The organism is Roseiflexus sp. (genome assembly GCF_057785375.1).
This window is the reverse complement of sequence record NZ_JBYNRX010000054.1, coordinates 57,834-76,348: the sequence shown is the minus strand read 5'-3', so window position 1 is coordinate 76,348 and position 18,515 is coordinate 57,834. Positions and strand designations below refer to the sequence as shown.

General features: G+C 61.6%; 19 protein-coding genes. 3 read left to right on the top strand and 16 right to left on the bottom strand.

Annotation, left to right across the window (positions count from 1 at the left end):
• From AC3EA7_RS09615 to AC3EA7_RS09565, 11 genes are all read right to left on the bottom strand, one after another.
• Window positions 1–324, bottom strand: a 324-nt coding sequence (locus AC3EA7_RS09615) for a hypothetical protein (RefSeq protein WP_488613831.1), incomplete at its 3' end; no start/stop codon positions are given.
• A gap of 14 nt (window positions 325–338) precedes the next feature.
• Complete coding sequence (locus tag AC3EA7_RS09610; RefSeq protein WP_488613830.1) at window positions 339–1,433, bottom strand: LamG-like jellyroll fold domain-containing protein; 1,095 nt, start codon at window positions 1,431–1,433, stop codon at window positions 339–341.
• The gene (locus AC3EA7_RS09605; RefSeq protein ID WP_488613829.1) at window positions 1,433–2,368 is read right to left on the bottom strand and encodes a LamG domain-containing protein; all 936 of its coding nucleotides are present in this window, start codon (window positions 2,366–2,368) and stop codon (window positions 1,433–1,435) included. The genes AC3EA7_RS09610 and AC3EA7_RS09605 overlap by 1 nt, the downstream gene beginning before the upstream one ends.
• 205 nt (window positions 2,369–2,573) lie before the next feature.
• The gene (locus AC3EA7_RS09600) at window positions 2,574–3,782 is read right to left on the bottom strand and encodes a LamG domain-containing protein (protein ID WP_488613828.1); all 1,209 of its coding nucleotides are present in this window, start codon (window positions 3,780–3,782) and stop codon (window positions 2,574–2,576) included.
• Window positions 3,783–3,801: 19 nt separating this feature from the next.
• Entirely contained in the window at window positions 3,802–4,143 is a 342-nt protein-coding gene (locus AC3EA7_RS09595; RefSeq protein ID WP_488613827.1) for a HepT-like ribonuclease domain-containing protein, read from the bottom strand.
• Window positions 4,130–4,444: a nucleotidyltransferase family protein gene (locus AC3EA7_RS09590; protein ID WP_488613826.1), complete on the bottom strand. Its 315-nt coding sequence runs from the start codon at window positions 4,442–4,444 to the stop codon at window positions 4,130–4,132. Before AC3EA7_RS09590 ends, AC3EA7_RS09595 begins: the two co-directional genes overlap by 14 nt.
• Window positions 4,445–4,453: 9 nt before the next feature.
• Window positions 4,454–5,482, bottom strand: coding sequence for a TIGR03617 family F420-dependent LLM class oxidoreductase (locus tag AC3EA7_RS09585; RefSeq protein ID WP_488613825.1), 1,029 nt, complete (start codon window positions 5,480–5,482; stop codon window positions 4,454–4,456).
• Window positions 5,479–6,072: an imidazoleglycerol-phosphate dehydratase HisB gene (gene hisB / locus AC3EA7_RS09580; RefSeq protein WP_488613824.1), complete on the bottom strand. Its 594-nt coding sequence runs from the start codon at window positions 6,070–6,072 to the stop codon at window positions 5,479–5,481. Before hisB ends, AC3EA7_RS09585 begins: the two co-directional genes overlap by 4 nt.
• The gene (locus AC3EA7_RS09575) at window positions 6,069–7,442 is read right to left on the bottom strand and encodes a S41 family peptidase (RefSeq protein ID WP_488613823.1); all 1,374 of its coding nucleotides are present in this window, start codon (window positions 7,440–7,442) and stop codon (window positions 6,069–6,071) included. Before AC3EA7_RS09575 ends, hisB begins: the two co-directional genes overlap by 4 nt.
• Before the next feature lie 52 nt (window positions 7,443–7,494).
• On the bottom strand, window positions 7,495–9,249 hold the full coding sequence (locus tag AC3EA7_RS09570) for a peptidoglycan D,D-transpeptidase FtsI family protein (protein WP_488613822.1): 1,755 nt from the start codon (window positions 9,247–9,249) through the stop codon (window positions 7,495–7,497).
• A 2-nt stretch (window positions 9,250–9,251) separates the two neighbouring features.
• On the bottom strand, window positions 9,252–10,403 hold the full coding sequence (locus tag AC3EA7_RS09565) for a sensor histidine kinase (RefSeq protein ID WP_488613821.1): 1,152 nt from the start codon (window positions 10,401–10,403) through the stop codon (window positions 9,252–9,254).
• A 618-nt stretch (window positions 10,404–11,021) separates the two neighbouring features.
• Between AC3EA7_RS09565 and AC3EA7_RS09560 the strand changes: the two genes are divergently transcribed.
• Both AC3EA7_RS09560 and AC3EA7_RS09555 read left to right on the top strand, forming a co-directional pair.
• Window positions 11,022–12,125, top strand: coding sequence for a calcium/sodium antiporter (locus AC3EA7_RS09560; RefSeq protein WP_488613820.1), 1,104 nt, complete (start codon window positions 11,022–11,024; stop codon window positions 12,123–12,125).
• Between the two features lie 14 nt (window positions 12,126–12,139).
• A complete protein-coding gene (locus AC3EA7_RS09555; RefSeq protein ID WP_488613819.1) occupies window positions 12,140–12,976 on the top strand; it encodes a phosphodiester glycosidase family protein in 837 nt (278 codons plus the stop codon).
• 302 nt (window positions 12,977–13,278) lie between these two features.
• Here the strand turns inward: AC3EA7_RS09555 and AC3EA7_RS09550 are convergent, their stop codons facing one another.
• The 5 genes from AC3EA7_RS09550 to AC3EA7_RS09530 all read right to left on the bottom strand — a co-directional run bounded on the left by AC3EA7_RS09550 (window position 13,279) and on the right by AC3EA7_RS09530 (window position 17,739).
• A complete protein-coding gene (locus tag AC3EA7_RS09550) occupies window positions 13,279–14,151 on the bottom strand; it encodes a DUF2705 family protein (RefSeq protein WP_488613818.1) in 873 nt (290 codons plus the stop codon).
• Entirely contained in the window at window positions 14,151–15,053 is a 903-nt protein-coding gene (locus AC3EA7_RS09545) for an ABC transporter ATP-binding protein (RefSeq protein ID WP_488613817.1), read from the bottom strand. The genes AC3EA7_RS09550 and AC3EA7_RS09545 overlap by 1 nt, the downstream gene beginning before the upstream one ends.
• Before the next feature lie 115 nt (window positions 15,054–15,168).
• Entirely contained in the window at window positions 15,169–15,711 is a 543-nt protein-coding gene (locus AC3EA7_RS09540; RefSeq protein WP_488613816.1) for an alpha/beta hydrolase, read from the bottom strand.
• Between the two features lie 43 nt (window positions 15,712–15,754).
• Entirely contained in the window at window positions 15,755–17,206 is a 1,452-nt protein-coding gene (gene gatB, locus AC3EA7_RS09535; protein ID WP_488613815.1) for an Asp-tRNA(Asn)/Glu-tRNA(Gln) amidotransferase subunit GatB, read from the bottom strand.
• Window positions 17,207–17,250: 44 nt separating this feature from the next.
• The gene (locus AC3EA7_RS09530; protein ID WP_488613814.1) at window positions 17,251–17,739 is read right to left on the bottom strand and encodes an adenosine-specific kinase; all 489 of its coding nucleotides are present in this window, start codon (window positions 17,737–17,739) and stop codon (window positions 17,251–17,253) included.
• Window positions 17,740–17,965: 226 nt separating this feature from the next.
• On the opposite strand from AC3EA7_RS09530, the gene AC3EA7_RS09525 reads away from it, so the two are divergent.
• Complete coding sequence (locus tag AC3EA7_RS09525; protein ID WP_488613813.1) at window positions 17,966–18,478, top strand: hypothetical protein; 513 nt, start codon at window positions 17,966–17,968, stop codon at window positions 18,476–18,478.
• The last annotated feature ends 37 nt before the right edge of the window (window positions 18,479–18,515 follow it).

Here is an 18,515-nt window from a genome sequence, read left to right as displayed (position 1 = left end):
GGTGGATGCGGGAGGCGCGAGGCGCTGCCGGCGCGCACGTCCGCTGGCGCGGGTGACGGTCATTGCGAGGTCGCTGGCGAGCGACGGGGTGGATGCGGGAGGCGCGAGGCGCTGCCGGCGCGCACGTCCGCTGGCGCGGGTGACGGTCACCGTCGGGTTTCTGGCGAGCGACGGGGTGGATGCGGGAGGCGCGAGGCGCTGCCGGCGCGCACGTCCGCTGGCGCGGGTGACGGTCATTGCGAGGTCGCTGGCGAGCGACGGGGTGGATGCGGGAGGCGCGAGGCGCTGCCGGCGTGCGCGTCCGCTGGCGCGGGTGACGGTCATCGCGGGGACGACGGCTACGGTTTTTGAACGAAGGGCAGGAAGGCGCGTGGCTTCAGGGGAGGAATACTAATGACCGGCGTAATCGTTGGGTTTGCAGTCCTTGTTGGTGTACTGGTGACTGTGGCGGTAAACGCGACCGAGGTCGTTGTTGGTGTTGCGGTCGGCACTGATGTTGCAGAAGGCGATGGACCAGACGTTGTTGTGGCAGTGCGCGTCGGCGTCGGCGATGGAAACGCGCCGCTGAACGGCGTGTCGGTAACGTACACGGGACCGGCGGGTGAACCGCCGAACCGCCGTTCGCCAGGGCTGCCGCCGCCCGGCGCCGAGTCGATAATTGTCGTGCCACTCCCTTCGTCGAACCGGTAGAGCGCCACTGTTTGCCCATCCGCCGTGTGTGTTGCATTTGGGCGGGTGAAGGCGCCGGTGTAGCGCACCACATTCGAGATGCGAATATCGTCGAGCAGCCCGCTGTAGGAGGGATATGCCGATCCAGCATCGTGCTTCTCGGCGCCGAAGACCAGGAAGGGGTCGCTGTTTGGGTACGCCGTTGCGCGGTTGTTGCGGTAACTGATGTCGCCGGCGGGACCGGTTCCCTCCGCGTCGAGTTGCCCATCGACGAAGACGCGCATCTGCCCGCTGCTCGCACTGCGCGTCACGGCAATGTGCCGCCACTGTCCGTTCGACACATTCGTGCCGCCGTAGATGGTCACGCCCAATGAGCCGCGCGCCACACCGAAACAGATCCGTCCCGCCGCCAGCGCGATGCCGTAGTCGCCGTAGTCGCCGCCGCCGAATATATCGCGGTCGATGATCGTCCGTCCGGTGATCCAGCCGTCACCAGAGTTTCCTGGCGAACACGAACCGCCGGCGGCAGTGGTTTTCATCCAGAACTCGATCGTGACATCGCCGCCGACGTCGGCAGGAACCTGCGGATCGATCCGCACCTTCACCCGGTCGATGTCGTTCACGCCGTTGCCGTGGAACTGGAGCGCGTAGCCACCGGACGACTGCGCCTGCAACTGCCGCAATGCGTGGCCGGTCATCAACGCCAGCAGCCATCCCGACGCCACACAGGCGATCAGCGCCAGCAAACGAACCCGTCGTCCCATCAGCGCACCACCAGCGGAAGATAGGCGCGCGGCGTGAGATTCGGCGGCGGGGGAGGCGGCGTGCTGCCAAACGGCGTGTCGGTCACATAGACCGGACCGGCGGGTGAACCGCCGAACCGCCGCTCGCCAGGGCTGCCGCCGCCCGGCGCCGAGTCGATAATTGTCGTGCCGCTCCCCTCGTCGAACCGGTAGAGCGCAACGGTCTGAACATCCGCCGCGTGCGGCGCAGTCGGTCGGGTGAAGGCGCTCGTGTAGCGCACCACATTCGAGATGCGAATATCGTCGAGCAGCCCGCTGTAGGAGGGATATTCCGATCCGGCATCGTGCTTCTCGGCGCCGAAGACCAGGAAGGGGTCGCTGTTCGGGTACGCCGTTGTGCGGTTGTTGTGGTAACTGATGTCGCCAGCGGGACCGGTTCCCTGTGCGTCGAGTTGCCCATCGACGAAGACGCGCATCTGCCCGCTGCTCGCGTTGCGCGTCACGGCGATGTGCCGCCATTGCCCGTTGGCGACATTTGTGCCGCCATAGATGGTGCGCCCTGACGATCCCTGGGCGACGCCGAAGCAGATGCGTCCTGCCGCCAGCGCGATGCCGTAGTCGCCGTAGTCGCCGCCGCCGTATATATCGCGGTCGATGATCGTCCGTCCGGTGATCCAGCCGTCACCAGAGTTTCCTGGCGAACAAAAACCGCCGGCGGCAGTGGTTTTCATCCAGAACTCGATGGTGAAATCGCCGCCGACATCGGCAGGAACCTGCGGATCGATCCGCACCTTCACCCGGTCGATGTCGTTCACGCCGTTGCCGTGGAACTGGAGCGCGTAGCCGCTACTCGCCGGTTCCGACGTGAAGGCGGGGGCAGAGGGCGCAAACAGGAGGCAGGCAATACCGATGAGCGCTGTCAGAATGGATGTACACAAGAAACGACGACTTCGCATCTCAACCCCTTTTCTCCGATCGCAGCCAGATCGATTGTACAGGTAAAGCATTATCAAAAGATGACACCATTTTTTGACGGGATGAATTGTGACTTCACTGCGAAAAGCAACCACAAAGGTCACAAAGGAAATGCGCTTCATTTTTATTAACCTTCGTGCGCTTCGTGTCCTTTGTGATCAAGCCTTTTTACAGTGGAATTGTGGATTATTCCTTCCTTCGCCGGAGCATCAGCACAAGCCCGGCGACTGCCAGCAGCAATCCCGCAGCAGCGATGCCGGGCAACCAGAATGGCGGATCGGAAGACGCGGGTGGCGGAGCAACCGGAGAAGGACTGACCAGTGCAACAGTCGGGGCTTCGTGTAGAGAAGTCGGTATCATTGAAGCGCCGGGCGGCACAGATGCCGTCGGCGGAGGAGTTGCTGCCAAGTCAGGGGTGCTGGTCTCCGTAGCAGCAACGCTGTCTGGCGATGGCTGCGGAGTTGGCAGCGGCGCGATTGGTGCTGGTGGAGAAATCGTTGCAGTCGTCGATTCCGCCAGCATTCGCCAGGGAGTCTCGTTCGACCAGGCAGGACCGGGAGGCGAGCCGCCGACGCGCAGAAAGCCGTTGCTTGGACCGCCTGGCGCGCCCGACGTGTCATAGACCGTCGCACCCGTGCCTTCGTCGAAGTGATACAGCGCAACCGTATCAGGATCGGGGGGGAACGGCGCAGTGGGCGGGGTGAACGGTTCGCGGTAGCGCACGACGCGCGATATGCGCACCTCGTCGATCCAGCCGCGAAACGACGGGTATTCGGGACCGGCGTCGTGCTTCTCGGCGCCGATGACCAGGAACGGATCGGCGGGGTACTGCGTCGTTCGTCCGTCGCGGTAACTGACATCGCCGGTTGGACCGTCGCCGCTGGCATCGAGGCGACCATCGACAAAGATTGCCAGCGCGCCATCGATGGCGGAACGTGTGACCGCAAGATGATGCCAGCGTCCATCGGTCACCTCAGCGCGACCGCAGAGCGTTGTTCCTTCTGCGCCGTTGTTGACGCCGAACGCCACCCGTCCGCCTGCCAGGGAGATGCCGTAGTCGCCGTAATCGCCGGCAAAGTAGACATCGCGGTCGATCACGATATTGCCATTGATCCAGTTATCGCCGCCGGGTATGCAGGGAGCGGCGGCATTCTCGCCGGGGAGCGCCTTGAGCCAGAACTCGATGGTGAAATCGCCGCCGACATCGACCGGGCGCGGTGGCGCATCGAGCGGGATGACGACGCGGTCAATGGCATCGCGCCCGGCGCCGTAGAAGCGTAACGAGAAATCGCCCTGCGTCCTGCCGGGGTGCGCCGGGATAAGCGTCAGCAGCAGCGTCAGGATGAGGAGCGGCAAACGGAGCAATGTCAGTCGATGTATACAAAAGACGGGCATTGTCGAGCATTGCGCAGCATTACGGCTCTTCCGGTGGAACCAGAGGTTCAAGCATCCTGATCAAGTCAGGAACATCGTGTTGCACAATATCCCACACTTTGAACAGATCAAGACGGAAGTAATCATGCACGATGCGATGCCGTAATGCAATAATCTGAGACCAGGGGATTTCGGGATGAGCCATTTTCGTCTCGTCTGAGATTTTACGCGCGGCTTCACCGATGTTCTCCAGAGCCTTTGCAATGGCGTGCAGGTAGAGGGAATTACGTCGAAAATCCTCCCACGTAAGTTCCTCGCTGAACTGACGCGCTATCCTGGCCGCAATCAACATGTCCAGCAAATAAGCATCATCTCGCCACATAGACGCGTTCCAGATGACTTAAGATATGTTTTCGACGAATATAGTTCTCACTTTGTTCAACCAGCGACCGCTCAACCAGATCCACCTTGCGACCAAATATCCCCTCCAGTTCGCGCACCATCGCCAACCACTGCTGAAATGTCCACTGCACGCCTGGTTCGAATGTTACCAGGATGTCCACATCGCTATCTGGACGAAAATCGTCGCGCAGCGCCGATCCGAAGATTGCAAATTCCACAACGCGCCAGCGATGGCAGAAGTCGGCAATCGCTTCTCGTGGCAGATCGATCTGTAATGGCATGGCTTCACCTCACTCCCCCCTGCTCACATCGCGCACCGCCTGCCGCCACACATCGTCGAGCGGACCCGGCGTGTACGGCAGGTAACTGCCAACCCGGTCGAGGACGCCATCGTAACGCTCGCGCAGCGCTTTGCCAATCCGATCGAGCGGAGCGGTAACGGCGAAGACATCGAGCATCTCATCGGTGATCAGCGCCCCCATGTCGGACCAGCGCCGCGTGGCTGCCAGGCGCGACAACTGCTCGCCGACGTCCTCCCAGCTGTGACATGCCAGCACCACGCGGTAGGTGGGCGTCGAGGCGTAGAACGCAATCTGTTCACGCACAAACGCGCGAGCGCTTTCCATACTCGCTTCGTCGGGACCGGTAATGAGAAACACGCTGCTCGTCAGGCTCACCTGCGATGGATCGCGTTCCGCCTTTGTCGCGCCGGCCGCCACCTGCGGTCGGACGATCTCATTAATATACTTTACACTATGAAACGGATGGACGTGAAAGCCGTCGCACAATTCGCCTGCAAGGCGCGCCAGCCCTTCATTGACGCCGGCGATGTAAATGGGAATGTGCGGATCGGCAATCGGACCAGGGTTGAAGAATGGGGACATGAGGGTATGGTTGTAGAACTGACCGCGATAATCGAGTTTGCCGCCGGTCTGAAACGCATGCCAGATAGCGCGCAGCGCCTGAATATAGTCACGCAATTTGGGAACCGGCGGGTCCCAGGTCATGCCAAAACGCCGTTCGATATGCGCTTTCACCTGCGTGCCCAACCCCAGAATAAAGCGCCCGCCTGAGAACGCCTGCAGGTCCCACGCGATCTGCGCCGTCACCATCGGACTGCGCGCAAAGGCAATCGCCACAGCCGTCCCCAACTCAATTTCGGCGGTGTGATCGGCTGCCAGCGTCAACGGCAGAAAGGGATTATGCTGGGTTTCCGGCGTCCAGAGTCCGGCGAACCCTACGGCTTCGGCGGCGCGCGCAATTTTGCCGGCTTCGTTGAGGCGGCGTGCATCGACGACGAGGGTTGCATCGAGTTTCATAGGACCCCTTTCGTGCTGGGAACAGCGCCGCCAAGCCGCTCATCGATGCGCGTCGCCGCATCAAGCGCGCGACCAAGCGCCTTGAACAGCGCCTCGACCTTGTGATGGTCATTGTGACCATACAGGATGCGTGCGTGCAGGTTCATTCGCCCGTGCACGGCAATACTCTCGAAGAGATGGGCGATCAGATCCGTGCCGAGTTGACCGACGCGCGGCGTCACAAATGCGGCATCGACCACGCAGTAGGGGCGCCCGCTTAGATCGACGGCAACGAACCCAAGCGCCTCATCCATCGGCACATACGCATGCGCCGTGCGCACCAGACCGCGGCGCTCGCCGAGCGCCCGGTCGAACGCCTGCCCCAGGCAGATGCAGACATCCTCCGCCGTATGGTGCTCATCGACATAGAGATCGCCGGTAGCGCGAACTGCAAGATCGAACAGACCGTGACGCGCAAACAGGTGCAGCATATGGTCGAGGAACCCGATGCCGGTGGCGATCTCGGCGCTGCCGGCGCCATCGACATTCAGCGTCAGCGCCACGTTGGTTTCACCCGTCTGTCGTTCGATGGTTGCCGTGCGCTGCGTCACTTCGGTCCTCCGCCAAGCAACCGCAGGGCTTCGAGCAGTTGGGGATCATCATCCTCACTGTAGCGCGTCCAGTCGACTTCGAGCAGCACATCGGGGATAACGCCGCGCCCTTCGAGTTCCAGTCCGCTGCGCAGACGAAACCCTTCTTGCGCCAGCCAGAGGCGTGAACCATCACGCAGCGCGTGGGCATAGATCGTTTCGGTATTCCCCGCCGAACGCGCACCGACGACGATAGCGCCTGCCTCCGCCTGCAACACTGCCGCCAGCACCTCGGCGTAGGATGCCGTTTCTTCGTCGATCAGCACCACCAGACCGGCGCTGAGGGTGCGCATATCCGGTCCGGAAGGCGCATTGACGACCAGTGGGCGCACATAGTCGCGTCCGAAGAAGACGCCAACCTGCCCGCGCACAAAATGGCTCAGGACCCCCGACAACACCTCACCCCACCCGCCGCGGTTCGAGCGCAGATCGATGATCAGGCCGCGCAACGGACCGCCTGCCACCAGATCGGTGAGGGCGCCGCTCACCTGTTCCCCCATATCGTGGACCCAGAGCGTCGGCACGGAGACATAACCGATGTCGCCGGGGAAGCGGCGATAGTAGGGCAGGATGCTGGCGTGCACCTCCTGGCGGGTGAGCAGCACATCGCGCAGTTTTGCGCCGGGACGCGCAATCGTCAGGCGCACCGACGTGCCGGCATCACCCTGGAGATCGCCATCGGACGCCGCATAGGGGCGTCCATTCACCGCCACAATCCGGTCGCGCGGGCGAATATCGGCGCGCGCTGCGGGGCTGTCCGGGAAAACCTGCTGCACAAAGCCGCCATCCGGCTTTGGCTGAACGATCACCCCAATGCCGACCCGTATCTCACGACCGCTGGCGATGGCATCTTCCGCTTCGACGGCGGCAGGCGGGACGAAGCGCGAATGATGGTCATTCAGTTGCGCGACCATATCGTTCATCGCCGTGTAGAACTCATCACGTGATTGCGCTTGCATAATCCGGGTGCGATACTCGGGATACAACCCGTTCCAATCAATGCCGCCAAAATCGGCATAGAGATACTTTTCGTTCACAATGCGCCAGACTTCATCGAAGATCTGGAGTCGTTCATCGAGCGTGGGAACATCGGGCGTCGGGATTCGGGTGGGCAGGGGCGTCGGGGGAGGGGTTGGAGGGGGAAGCGGGATTGCTGTCGCCGGTAACGATGTTGACACGCTCGATGTCGCAATCCCGGCAGTCCAGACCGGAGGCGTGTCAGTCGCCACCGGCGTGGCCATCATCGCCGGCGCCGGCGCCATGCCGCAGCCGGTCAGCGTGACCACGCCAACAAAAGCGCCCAGTTGAAGCAGAACATTTCTAAGAAGCATTCGCACCATCACCTGCCGCGTGATCTGCAATAGACATCCCCAGGTTGCGGACCTACCTCACGATATCGAATGCGGAACGCAAGACCTGACCCGCCACTTCAGCGCCAAGGCGTGAACCTTCACCGCCATTTTCGATCATTACCACGACGGCAAACCGCGGTTGATCGACGGGCGCGATTGCAATGAACCAGGCGTGGGCGCACAGCCTTTCGGGATCAGCCGATGTCGGGCAGGGATACTCCGCCGTACCGGATTTACCGCCCACTTCGATACCGGGAACCGCATTCGCCGCTTTCCCGAATCCATAGGCTACAGCAGCACGCATATTCGCGCGCATGCGCATTGCAACATCGACCGGCATAACCCGCCGGATTGGGCGCGGACCGTTGCGCACCACCGTCGTTCCATCAGGACGAATAATCTCTGCCACCAGAAATGGTCGCATCATCATACCATCATTGGCGATGGTTGCGGCAACCATTGCCATTTGTAACGGCGTGACCTGCAACTCCCCCTGACCGAAGCCGGTATCGGCGAGCGCAGCACGGCTGGTCAGAAAACCGGGATTGACATAAAGCAGGCTCGGCAGGGTCGGCAAGTCGGTAAAGCCATTGTAGACGTTCGAGGCTTCCTGGGGGCGATAGATATCGAAACGGCGGGCAGTTTCAGCGAGCAAGTCCGGTCCGAGTCGCATCGCATACTCGGCAAACGCCGTATTGCACGAAAAGGCATAGACCCGTTCGAGATTCGGTTCAGCGGGGAACGGCGTTGAACGGATGATCCCTTCCAGCCCGCTGCGCACCGCATTGACCACCGGCGGCGCGCCAGGTTCCGTTGAGCGCTCATCGGGGCAATCGATCACATCGGGACGTCCCTGCGCTGGATGGAGCAGGGTTGCCACAGCCGTCACGGTTTTGAATGTCGAGCCAGGCGCATACCTTCCCTGCGTGGATCGATTGAGCAACGGCTGACCGGCGCCTTCAGCATTGATAGCGCGCCAATACTCATCGATCCGCCGGTTTTCCGCCTGACGGTCGGGCGCCGCCGGATTGAACGCCAGGCCACGCGGATCGAAACCGGGGCGTGAGACCATTGCCAGCACCGCGCCGGTGCGCGGATCGAGCACCACGATCGAGCCGGTACGCTTACCAAGCGCCGCGTGCGCCGCAGCCTGCAACCGCGCATCGATCGTCAGGCGCACCGTATCGCCGATGCGCGGCTGATTAAGCAGCGCGTCCTGGATGCGCCGCCACGAATCACGCTCGCCGGAGAGGTAGTCGTTGTACGTGGCTTCGATACCGGACTGACTGAAACGACTGCTGAAAAACCCGACGATAGCGCCAAACGCCGTGGGATCATACGTTTCGGCAAGCGGGTAGCGACGCACGGCATAATTGCCTTCGACGACTTCGGTTGCCACAATCACGGTTCCGTTGCGATCAAGGATTGGTCCGCGCTGGACCTTCAGCGCTGCAATCACTTTACGCACATTGCTGGTCGTCTGACCGGTCTGTTGATCGACGAACACTGCGCCGGCAATCGCGTCCGCATACACGAACTGTTGGCGGAAGAGTTGGAGCGCCAGCCCGACGAAGCCAATTGCAATCGCCAGAGACAGATGCTGGACATGGCGCGTGATACCGGCAGAATCCGAAGGCAGCGACAAACGCGCAGCGACATACAGCAGCGGCAGCGCGAGCCACAGCGCCGCCATCCAGCGACTATCCTGGTCGATTGGCTGCAGCAAGCCGTAGATCAGCAGCAGAGCCGCAGCACCCAGACTGATGAACCGAATGACCGAGCGCACTGTCAATCGAGTGGCAGCGACGCACGCACCGTGACGCCGCCTCCATCCAGTTCGAACACATCGAGACGACCATCGTGCTCAGCGAGACGATACTGCATCGTGCGCAGGGAGCGCCACCCGGGGCGCTCATACGTCCCATCGAGCAAACCAATGCCATCGTCCTGGATCATCAAGACAACCGATGACGAGTCGTACCGCAGGGTCACGCTGACCGACGACGCATGCGCGTGCTGTTGAACATTGAGAAAGGCTTCCTGTGCAAGACGCACCAGCAACTGGCGTTGGGCATAGCGCACCTGCCGTGCTCGTCCCAATTGGGTGACGCGAACCGCAATGCCGGTATGTTGACTGAACCGCGATGCCAGAATATCGATGGCTGTTCCCAGTTCGACATCGGTAGTCGACGGCGGGGCAAACAGCAGGCGGCGCAATTCGTCGGCGCCGTGTTCTGCGGTGCGAATGCGTGTTGCCTGCGCCACCGGCGACGGTTCGCTGGCGTCACGTGGTATGGAGCCGATTCTGCCGCCTTCGCGCGGCAGAGAGAGCGTATCGGGCGGCGCTGAGCGATGTGGACGCACATCCGGTCGTTCAGGGGGACGGCGCAGCGGCGCACGGCGATGTTCCACGTAGTCGCGCGCCATTTCCACCACGGGATGCACCAGAGCGCCAAACAACGGCGGCACAATCATTGTCGGCGCCAGCGTCATCCAGGAGTCCCCGCCGGCAAGCACGCGATCAGCCGGCGGCGACCCCGTAGCCCACAGGGCTGCCAGATCGATCGACACGAAGGTCAGTCCCGCCATGATACCGCCGCGCCAGCCGTACATCAATGCTGGCAGCACCAGCGAATTGCTTGCGCAGAGCAGAAAAGGGCTGTCCCATCCGCCGCTGAACAGGACCAGAGCGACGCCGTAGACAATGTCGATCAGCAGGATCGTGGGGTCACGTCGGACAATGCGCAAATACGGCTGGGCAAACCGCGTGGCAAGGACGTTGACCAGCAATGCCGCAGACAGCGCCCACAACTGCGTTGCATCGAGCAACCCCTGCGCCAGCAACCAAAGGAAAGTCGCTCCCCACACTATCCAGCGGGACGTAAAAAAAATCACGTGGTCTGCCAGCCATGGGTTTGGCGGAAGGCGTGTCCCGCTCACGCTACACCTCGCGCATTTACGAATGAGCCGGTCAACAACCGAGCCGCCGGCGTATCTCGACAGAAGTGGACGACAGCGTCGGGGCTTGTAATGCTAAGTGTAACAGAAAGCAGCGGCAGCGGCAAGGGTAGATTAGGGGAGAGGGGGGAGAGGTGAGGGGGGGAGGTGAGGGAGGAGAGGTGAGGGGGGAGAGGTAGGAGAGGTGAGGGGGGAGAGGTGAGAGGTGAGAGGTAGGAGAGGTGAGGGAGGAGAGGTAGGAGAGGAGAGGTAGGAGAGGAGAGGTAGGAGAGGTGAGGTAGGAGAGGTGAGGTAGGAGAGGTGAGGTAGGAGAGGTGAGGGGGGAGAGGGAGGGGGGAGAGGTAGGAGAGGTGAGGGGGGAGAGGTAGGGGGGAGAGGTAGGAGAGGTGAGGGGGGAGAGGTAGGAGAGGTGAGGGGGGAGAGGTGAGGGAGGAGAGGTGAGGGGGGAGAGGTGAGGGAGAGTAAGTCTCAGAAGCCAGCGGTAGCGGGGAGGATCATCTGGTGCAATCGTGCAAAATTCCCTTGACGAAAGCAGGTGCATTCTGGTTCAATAGCACGAGACATTGAATCAGAGTTTATCTGGAGGTTAAGAGGAACGGCATGGACATTGCGACAATCGCTCTCTTTATCCTTGGTCTGGCGCTGCTCATCGTCGGCGCAGAGGGATTGGTGCGCGGCGCATCGCGCATGGCGCTGGGATTGGGCATTTCACCACTGGTTGTCGGGTTGACCGTCGTCGCTTTCGGCACCAGCGCGCCTGAACTGGCGGTCAGCATCCAATCGGCGCTCGCCGGTCCCAAGGGTGCGGACGTGGCGTTGGGGAATGTCGTTGGCAGCAATATTGCCAATGTGCTGCTCATTCTGGGCATCTCAGCGACAATTACGCCGCTCGTCGTTCAACAGCAACTCATCCGACTCGACGTGCCGCTTATGATCGGCGCATCGCTGCTGGTGTTCATTATGGCCATGGATGGCGTCATTAGCAGAATCGATGGGCTTCTTCTGTTTAGCGGAATTGTGATCTATACTGTGTTTGCAATTCACCAGAGCCGCAAAGAGTCGGCGGAAGTGCAGCAAGAGTACAGCGCCGAGTTTGATACCGGCAAACCGCAGTCCCTCAGCGATTGGATCAAGAATATGCTGTTGCTGGTCGGAGGGCTGGCGCTGCTGGTGCTTGGCGCGCGCTGGCTGGTCGACGGGGCGATCAGTTTTGCACGGATGTTTGGCGTCAGCGAACTGGTGATCGGGTTGACAATTGTAGCAGTCGGAACGTCGCTGCCGGAAATCGCCACATCGATCGTTGCTGCGCTGCGGGGCGAACGTGATATTGCTGTCGGCAATGTGGTGGGCAGCAATCTCTTCAATCTGCTGTCGGTGCTTGGGTTGTCCAGCATTGTCGCGCCGGCAGGTGTTAACGTCGCTCCGGCGGCGCTCAATTTCGATCTGCCGGTCATGCTGGCTGTAGCAGTTGCGTGCCTGCCGATTTTCTTCACCGGTCGATTGATCGCGCGCTGGGAGGGATGGCTGTTTCTGGGATACTATGTTGTCTATACGCTCTATCTTGTGCTGGCGGCGTCGCAACACGACATCCTGCCTGCATTCAGTAACGTGATGGGGCTGTTCGTGCTGCCGCTGACGGCGATTACCCTCGTTATCCTGGCGTGGCGCGCCTTACGCTCGGAACGGCGCACGGCGGCATCGTAAGCAGAATGGTCAGAGTGCGACAGTGGATGTGGATACTGGCGATGATCCTGGCGACCGGGTGCAGCCGGGGTGCAGCGCCGCCGCCGACGCGCCTCGTCCCGACGCGTATGCCAACCATCGCGCTCTCGCCAACAAGCATGGCGTCGGGCGCCGCCGATACCGGCTGGATCGTCGCTGCACGCGGCGTTGAAGTTCGCACGCTGACCGACATCGGTATCATTGCCGACGTTGCCACACCGATCTACGTGGTTCGTCTCAATCCGGCGCTTGTGCGCCTGCGCGTCCGCTATGCGCCCGATACGCCGCAACTCCTGCGGACCTGGGTTGCAGCGCACCATCCGCTCGTTGCCGTCAATGGCGGCTTTTTTACGGCGGACAATCGGGCAACGGCGCTCATCGTGGCTGATGGCGAAGCGCATGGCGCATCCTACGCCGGTTTTGGCGGTATGCTCGCCGCATCAGCCGATGGACGAGTCTGGATCCAGGCGCTGCGAGATGAGCCGTATGACCCTGCGATGCCGCTCGATCAGGCGATTCAGTCGTTTCCGATGCTGGTCTACCCCGGTAGCGCCGTCGCCGAGATCGCTGACAATGGGCAACGCGCTCGCCGTACTGCGGTTGCCGTAGATCGCGCGGGTCGCCTCCTGATCATTGTCTGCCCGACCAGCGCATTTTCGCTTCAGGCGCTGGCAGCCTGGCTGGCCTCCTCGGACCTGGAAATCGACCGGGCGCTTAACCTCGATGGCGGCTCATCGAGCGGTTTGTTCGTGGATGCCGGCGATGTTCGCTGGCAGATCGACTCGTTTGTAGCGCTTCCCTCGGTGCTGCTGGTCGAACCGCGCACGCCGTAACAGCGGCGATGCAATCTCCCTGCGATGGGTCTAAGGATGAACAGTTGCGGGCTAACGCCCGCGCCGAAGCAGTGCAAGCCCCTGCGAGGCTGCGCACAAGGGCGCGTTTGGGGCACGTCCAATACCCCCCTCTCGCCGTGTGGGAGCGGAGGGCAGGGGGTGAGGGGGCAGCGCCGGGCGGCTGCGGGGTGAAACGGTCGTGCATTATCGGCCTGCCTGGCGCCTGACGGCACAGGCTATGGGGAGCGATGCCACTTTCAGAAATCCTCGCTGCGCTCCGAATGACACGTCTCATTGTCGCATCAGCCCGGACCGGTGATGTCGCGGGAGCGGAAGAGGTGCAGCGAGAGAAACAGGAACAGCGCCGAGTAAACCGCGACCACGAGGGTCGCCTGGAGCGGCGAGGGCAGTTGGGACAGATCGAGCGGCGCTGTAGTTTCGGGGCGCAAACCAAATGCGTGGCGGTTCATGAGGGTCAGGGTGTTGATGTTTTGCCCGATCGTCAGGTTGTACGCCAGCGCCCATACGCCGCCAAGAACGCGCAGCAATGCCAGTGCGCCAAAGCCAGCCTCGACGACGATATAGGAAAGACCGACCGCCAGCCCGCCGAGCAGCGAGCGCGTAAGCAGTGTGGCATATGCCGTCAACAGGATATACGGCAGCAACACGTAGAGCGCACGAAGAATCCCCAGGATCAGGTTCACCAGATCACCCGGTGTTATGCTCACGCCAGCGCCGAGAAGCGGTGCGAGCAACAGCCCGAGGAGCGAAGCAAGCGCCACTGCCAGGAGGGTCGCCGTTGCGAGGGCAAGCATGATGGTCACCAGTTTCGCCAGCAGGTAGCGCTCGCGCACCGGATCGCGCGCCAGATGAGTGCGGAGCGTTCCCCAGCTATACTCACTGCCAATCGCGCCAGCCGCAAAGATCACGGCAAAAATGCCGCCCAAACCATTGATGTGGCTCAACGCCGTAGCAAAAATGCCGGGAAAGAGAAGACCACGCCGCCACTCCTCGAACTGTGCGCTCACAACGCCCTCTCGCACCGGCATGCCGACCGTCAGCGCAAACTGGACCAGCACCTGCGCCACCAGCAGCGCAAGAAAGATGGACAGCAGGATCCAGCTCAATGGTCGGCGCGACAGTTTGATCCATTCAGCGCGAATGAGATTGATCATCACTGCTCACGATCAGCGGTTACTTCGAGGAAGAACTCTTCCAGACTGGTTTCGTACTGCCGGATTTCCGTTACTGGCACACCGCCGGCGGTCAGGAGCGCATTAATCTCAGCGGTGCGATCTCCGGGCGCCTCGATAAGGAATGCATCGCCATACTCGCTGATGCGCGAAACCCATGGCGTTGCACGAAGGAGCGCTTCAGCCCGCTCGCGGTCGCCGATCACGCGCACCAGCACGCCGCGCCGCAGCAAGGCGGCTACTTCTCCCTGGGCAATAATGCGCCCCTGCTTAAGGATGGCGACGCGCTGACAGATCTGTTCGACTTCGTGGAGCAGATGACTGCAAAGAAATACGGTGCGTCCGCTGCCCGACAGCGAGCGCACGAGATTACGGATCTCGTGTTGACCGGCGGGATCAAGGCCATTTGTCGGCTCATCGAGCATGATCAGGCGCGGTTCGTGGAGCAGCGCCGCCGCGATCCCCAGTCGCTGCTTCATCCCCTGGGAGTATGTGCCAAACCGATCACGGGCGCGAGCAGTCAGATCGACCTGCGCCAGCACCGCTTCGACCCGGCGGTCGGGAAGACCGGCTGCGCGCGCCAGCACCCGAAGATTGTCGCGCCCGGAAAGATAGGGGTAGAACGCAGGCGCTTCGATCATTGCGCCGACCTCACGAAGCGCCGCTGCCGCTTCACGCTGAATATCGCAGCCAAGCACAAATGCCTGGCCGGAAGTCGGGCGAATCAGCCCTAACAACATGCCGATCGTCGTGGTTTTCCCTGCGCCATTCGGCCCAAGGAAGCCGAAGATTTCGCCGGGACGCACCTCGAAATTGATGCGATCAACAGCAACGCGGTTGCCAAACCGCTTGGACAGGTCTTTTGTATAGATGACCGCATCCATAGACAAACCTTCGGATGACCGGATCAGAGATGCTCCCCACAGCGAAGGCGCCCCGACGATCTCCCCGCACTGCGGGCGCCCTTGCGGGCAACGTTCCCTGTTCAATGGGCGCTCCTCATACTGACGCCAGGCTGGCAAGCGATGACGTTCCGCAGTGAAAGCGGAGCGCATCGGGCAGTGTCACGTGCCAGCCGGCAAAACTGCGTCCGCCGGCAAACTCCTGATACGAGACGACGGCGCCACCGCTCACCAGCACATTGCACAATGCCTGTGTCGCCTCCACTGCGTCGGACTCATCATACCGACCGACATCAACATAACAACGCGGTGCGTCCCCTCCACGCATGCGGTGGCGTTCCAGCAAAGCGGCTATTCGCCGGATCGGTGGCAACTGTGGCGATTGCGCCAGAGCGCCGCCAAAGATGTCGGGGTGGTGCAGCGCAATCATCAACGCGCGGGTTGTGTTCTCATTCGCGCCGCCAATGATCCGGTCGAGCGGGTCGTGCGACGTGGCGTACCGGGCATCGATCCAGGCTCGATCTCGGCGCGCAGATCGGCGAACGTTGGACGAAACAGGGCGCTGCCACTCATTCAGAACCTCCTCGCAACGACGCCAGGCTTCTACAGCGCCTTGACGAGCGCTGCGCGACTTCTGCATACGTACCGTTATCAAGAATGAATGAGGTACGCGCTCCACGCAGCTACTCGCGCGCCAGTTCCTGCTCCAGCGCCTGTTGCACTGCCTGCGGATTCGCCTGACCGCGCGTGGCTTTCATCACCTGCCCGATCAGGAATTTGATGGCGGTCGCTTTGCCGCGCCGATATTCTTCTACAACCTTCGGGTTGCCGGCAATCGCCTGCCGCACCAGATCGGTCAGCGCGTCACCCGCTCCAATAACTGCCAGACCCCGTTCAGCAACGATCAGCGCCGGAGAACGCCCCTCACGAAAGGCGGCCTCGAACGCTTCTTTAGCGCTGGTGCGCGTGATCACACCCTGGTTCAACAACTCCTGAACCTCGCCGATGTACTCGGGGCGCACCCGTTGCGCGGCGCTCTCCAGTGTCTCGCCGGTGTCCTTCAGCAACCGAAAGAACTCGCCGGTCATCCAGTTTGCCACGTCCTTCGGCATTACGCCGCGTGCGCGCGCTGCTGCGACTGCCTGCTCATAGAAATCCGAAACCGGACGCTCATCGGTCAGCACACCAGCGTCATACGCCGTCAGATCATACTCCTCGATGAACCGTCTACGACGCGCATCGGGCAATTCCGGCAGTTCGGCGCGCCGCTCCTCGATCCAGGCGTCGGTCAGGCGCAGCGGCGGAATATCCGGTTCCGGGAAGTAGCGATAATCCTCGGCAAACTCTTTGGTGCGCTGCGCGACCGTCGTCCCGCTGGCTTCGTCCCAGCCGCGTGTCGATTGGACAATCGGCTCACCGACTTTCAGCGCCCGGATTTGACGTTCGATCTCATACGCCAGCGCCCGCTCGACGAAGCGAAACGAGTTGATGTTCTTGATCTCGACTTTGGCGCCGTACTCCTGCTGACCGGCGGGGCGCACCGAAACATTGGCATCGCAGCGCAGCGCACCCGACTCCATATCGCCGCTGTTGACACCGATCCAGACCAGGATCTGGCGCAGTTTCTGGAAGTAGCGGCGCGCTTCCTCCGGCGAGGAAATGTCCGGCTTCGAGACAATTTCCATGAGCGGCACGCCAGCGCGGTTGAAATCGACGAGCGACCCGCCATCGTTGGTGTGGATCAGTTTGCCGGTGTCTTCCTCGATATGCACGCGCGTCAGCCCGATGCGCTTTGGACCGTGATCTCCCTCGATCTCCACCCACCCGTCGACGCAGAGCGGATCATCGTACTGGCTGCGCTGATAACCGGATGGCAGGTCGGCGTAGAAATAATTCTTACGGCTGATGACATTTTCGTGGGAGATGCGACAGTTGAGCGCCAGACCGGTAAGCGCCGCGAGTTCGATAGCGCGACGGTTCGGCACGGGCAAAGCGCCGGGCAACCCCATGCACACCGGGCAGACATGCGTGTTCGGCGGCGCACTGGCATAATCGGCGCTGCAACCGCAGAACATTTTCGCGCGTGTCAGGATCTGCGCGTGGATTTCAAGCCCAATCGTCACCAGATAGTCCATGCGTTTCCCCGCAATGATGCTGTTCGTGTATCAGCATTATAGCATCAGCCGAGCTTGTATCCGATCTGGCGCAGGAACCCTTTGCGCCAGGCGATATCCTCTTCGCCCTCAATTCCGGCAGGAGCGCTGCCGTCGATCACGCCGAGCACGCCGCGCCCTTGCTCCGTCGTGGCGACAACCACTTCGAGCGGGTTGGCGGTGGCGCAGAAAATCCGGCACACTTCTGGAACCGCTTTGATGGCGTTGAGCACATTGATCGGATAGTATCCCGCTCCCAGCACAACGATAAAGGTGTGTCCGGCGCCGATTGCCAGCGCATTGCGCCGCGCCAGGTCGATCAGGTCCTCATCGACGCCGCTCCAGCGCACCAGGCATTTGCCGGACGCCTCGCAGAACGCCAGTCCGAACTTGATGCCCGGAACCGCAGTGACCAGCGCCTCGTGGATGTCTTCGACCGTCTTGATGAAGTGTGTCTGCCCCAGAATGACGTTCAGTCCATTTGGGTTTTCGACCTTTACGGTTGTCAGTTGCATATGCTCCTCCTGTTATGCTATTGAGAGGATAAATATCGGTTCTGCTGGCGGCAGGCGCCCTGAGCCTGTCGAAGGGCGCCTGCCGTTGTCTGCCTTGCACCAGGCGCCTGCTGCTGGCGGCTAGCCGGATTTAATGCTCAAAAATCATGGTTTGACGCTCTCTGCTGCGGTTGGTATAATCGGTGCAATTATAGAACAAGCTCCCCACGTGCAGAAAAGAGCCTCCATGGATCTCAGTTACTTTATCACTCCCAACCCCGACTTCGGCGCCCCGGAATGGGTCTTTTTTATTGCTCAGTTCGTGGTGGCCATTGCCGGCGCGTACCTGACCTTTATGCATGTCGATACAAATCCGGTGCGCGGTCCGGCGCTGCGTCGTCTGGGGTACGCTTTGCTCATTCTGGGGCTGCTCGGAGCGATCATCGGCGCACTGCGGCGCAGCGCCATCGAACCCTTCACGGCGCCGTACTGGATGACGATCATGACGGTGCTGTCCATCGCGCTGATCATCTATGCCGTGTACTACGCCCGGTTTGTGTATCCCGGTCGGCTGGCAGCCTGGGAGGCATCGCAGCGCGGCAAAGGAGCGCGGGCCGCTGTGCGTTCGCAGCCGACACAGCGCGCAGCGGTGCGTGAAAGTGCGGTGCGTCAAGAAAAGGTTCCTGCCAACGGTGCTGCGCCGCGCCCGTCGAGTGGGCGACGCGCTGCGCGGCGGGAACATAAGCGGCGGAATAAGTAGGGGTTATAGAGTTAATCTGATCCCTAACCCCTACTCC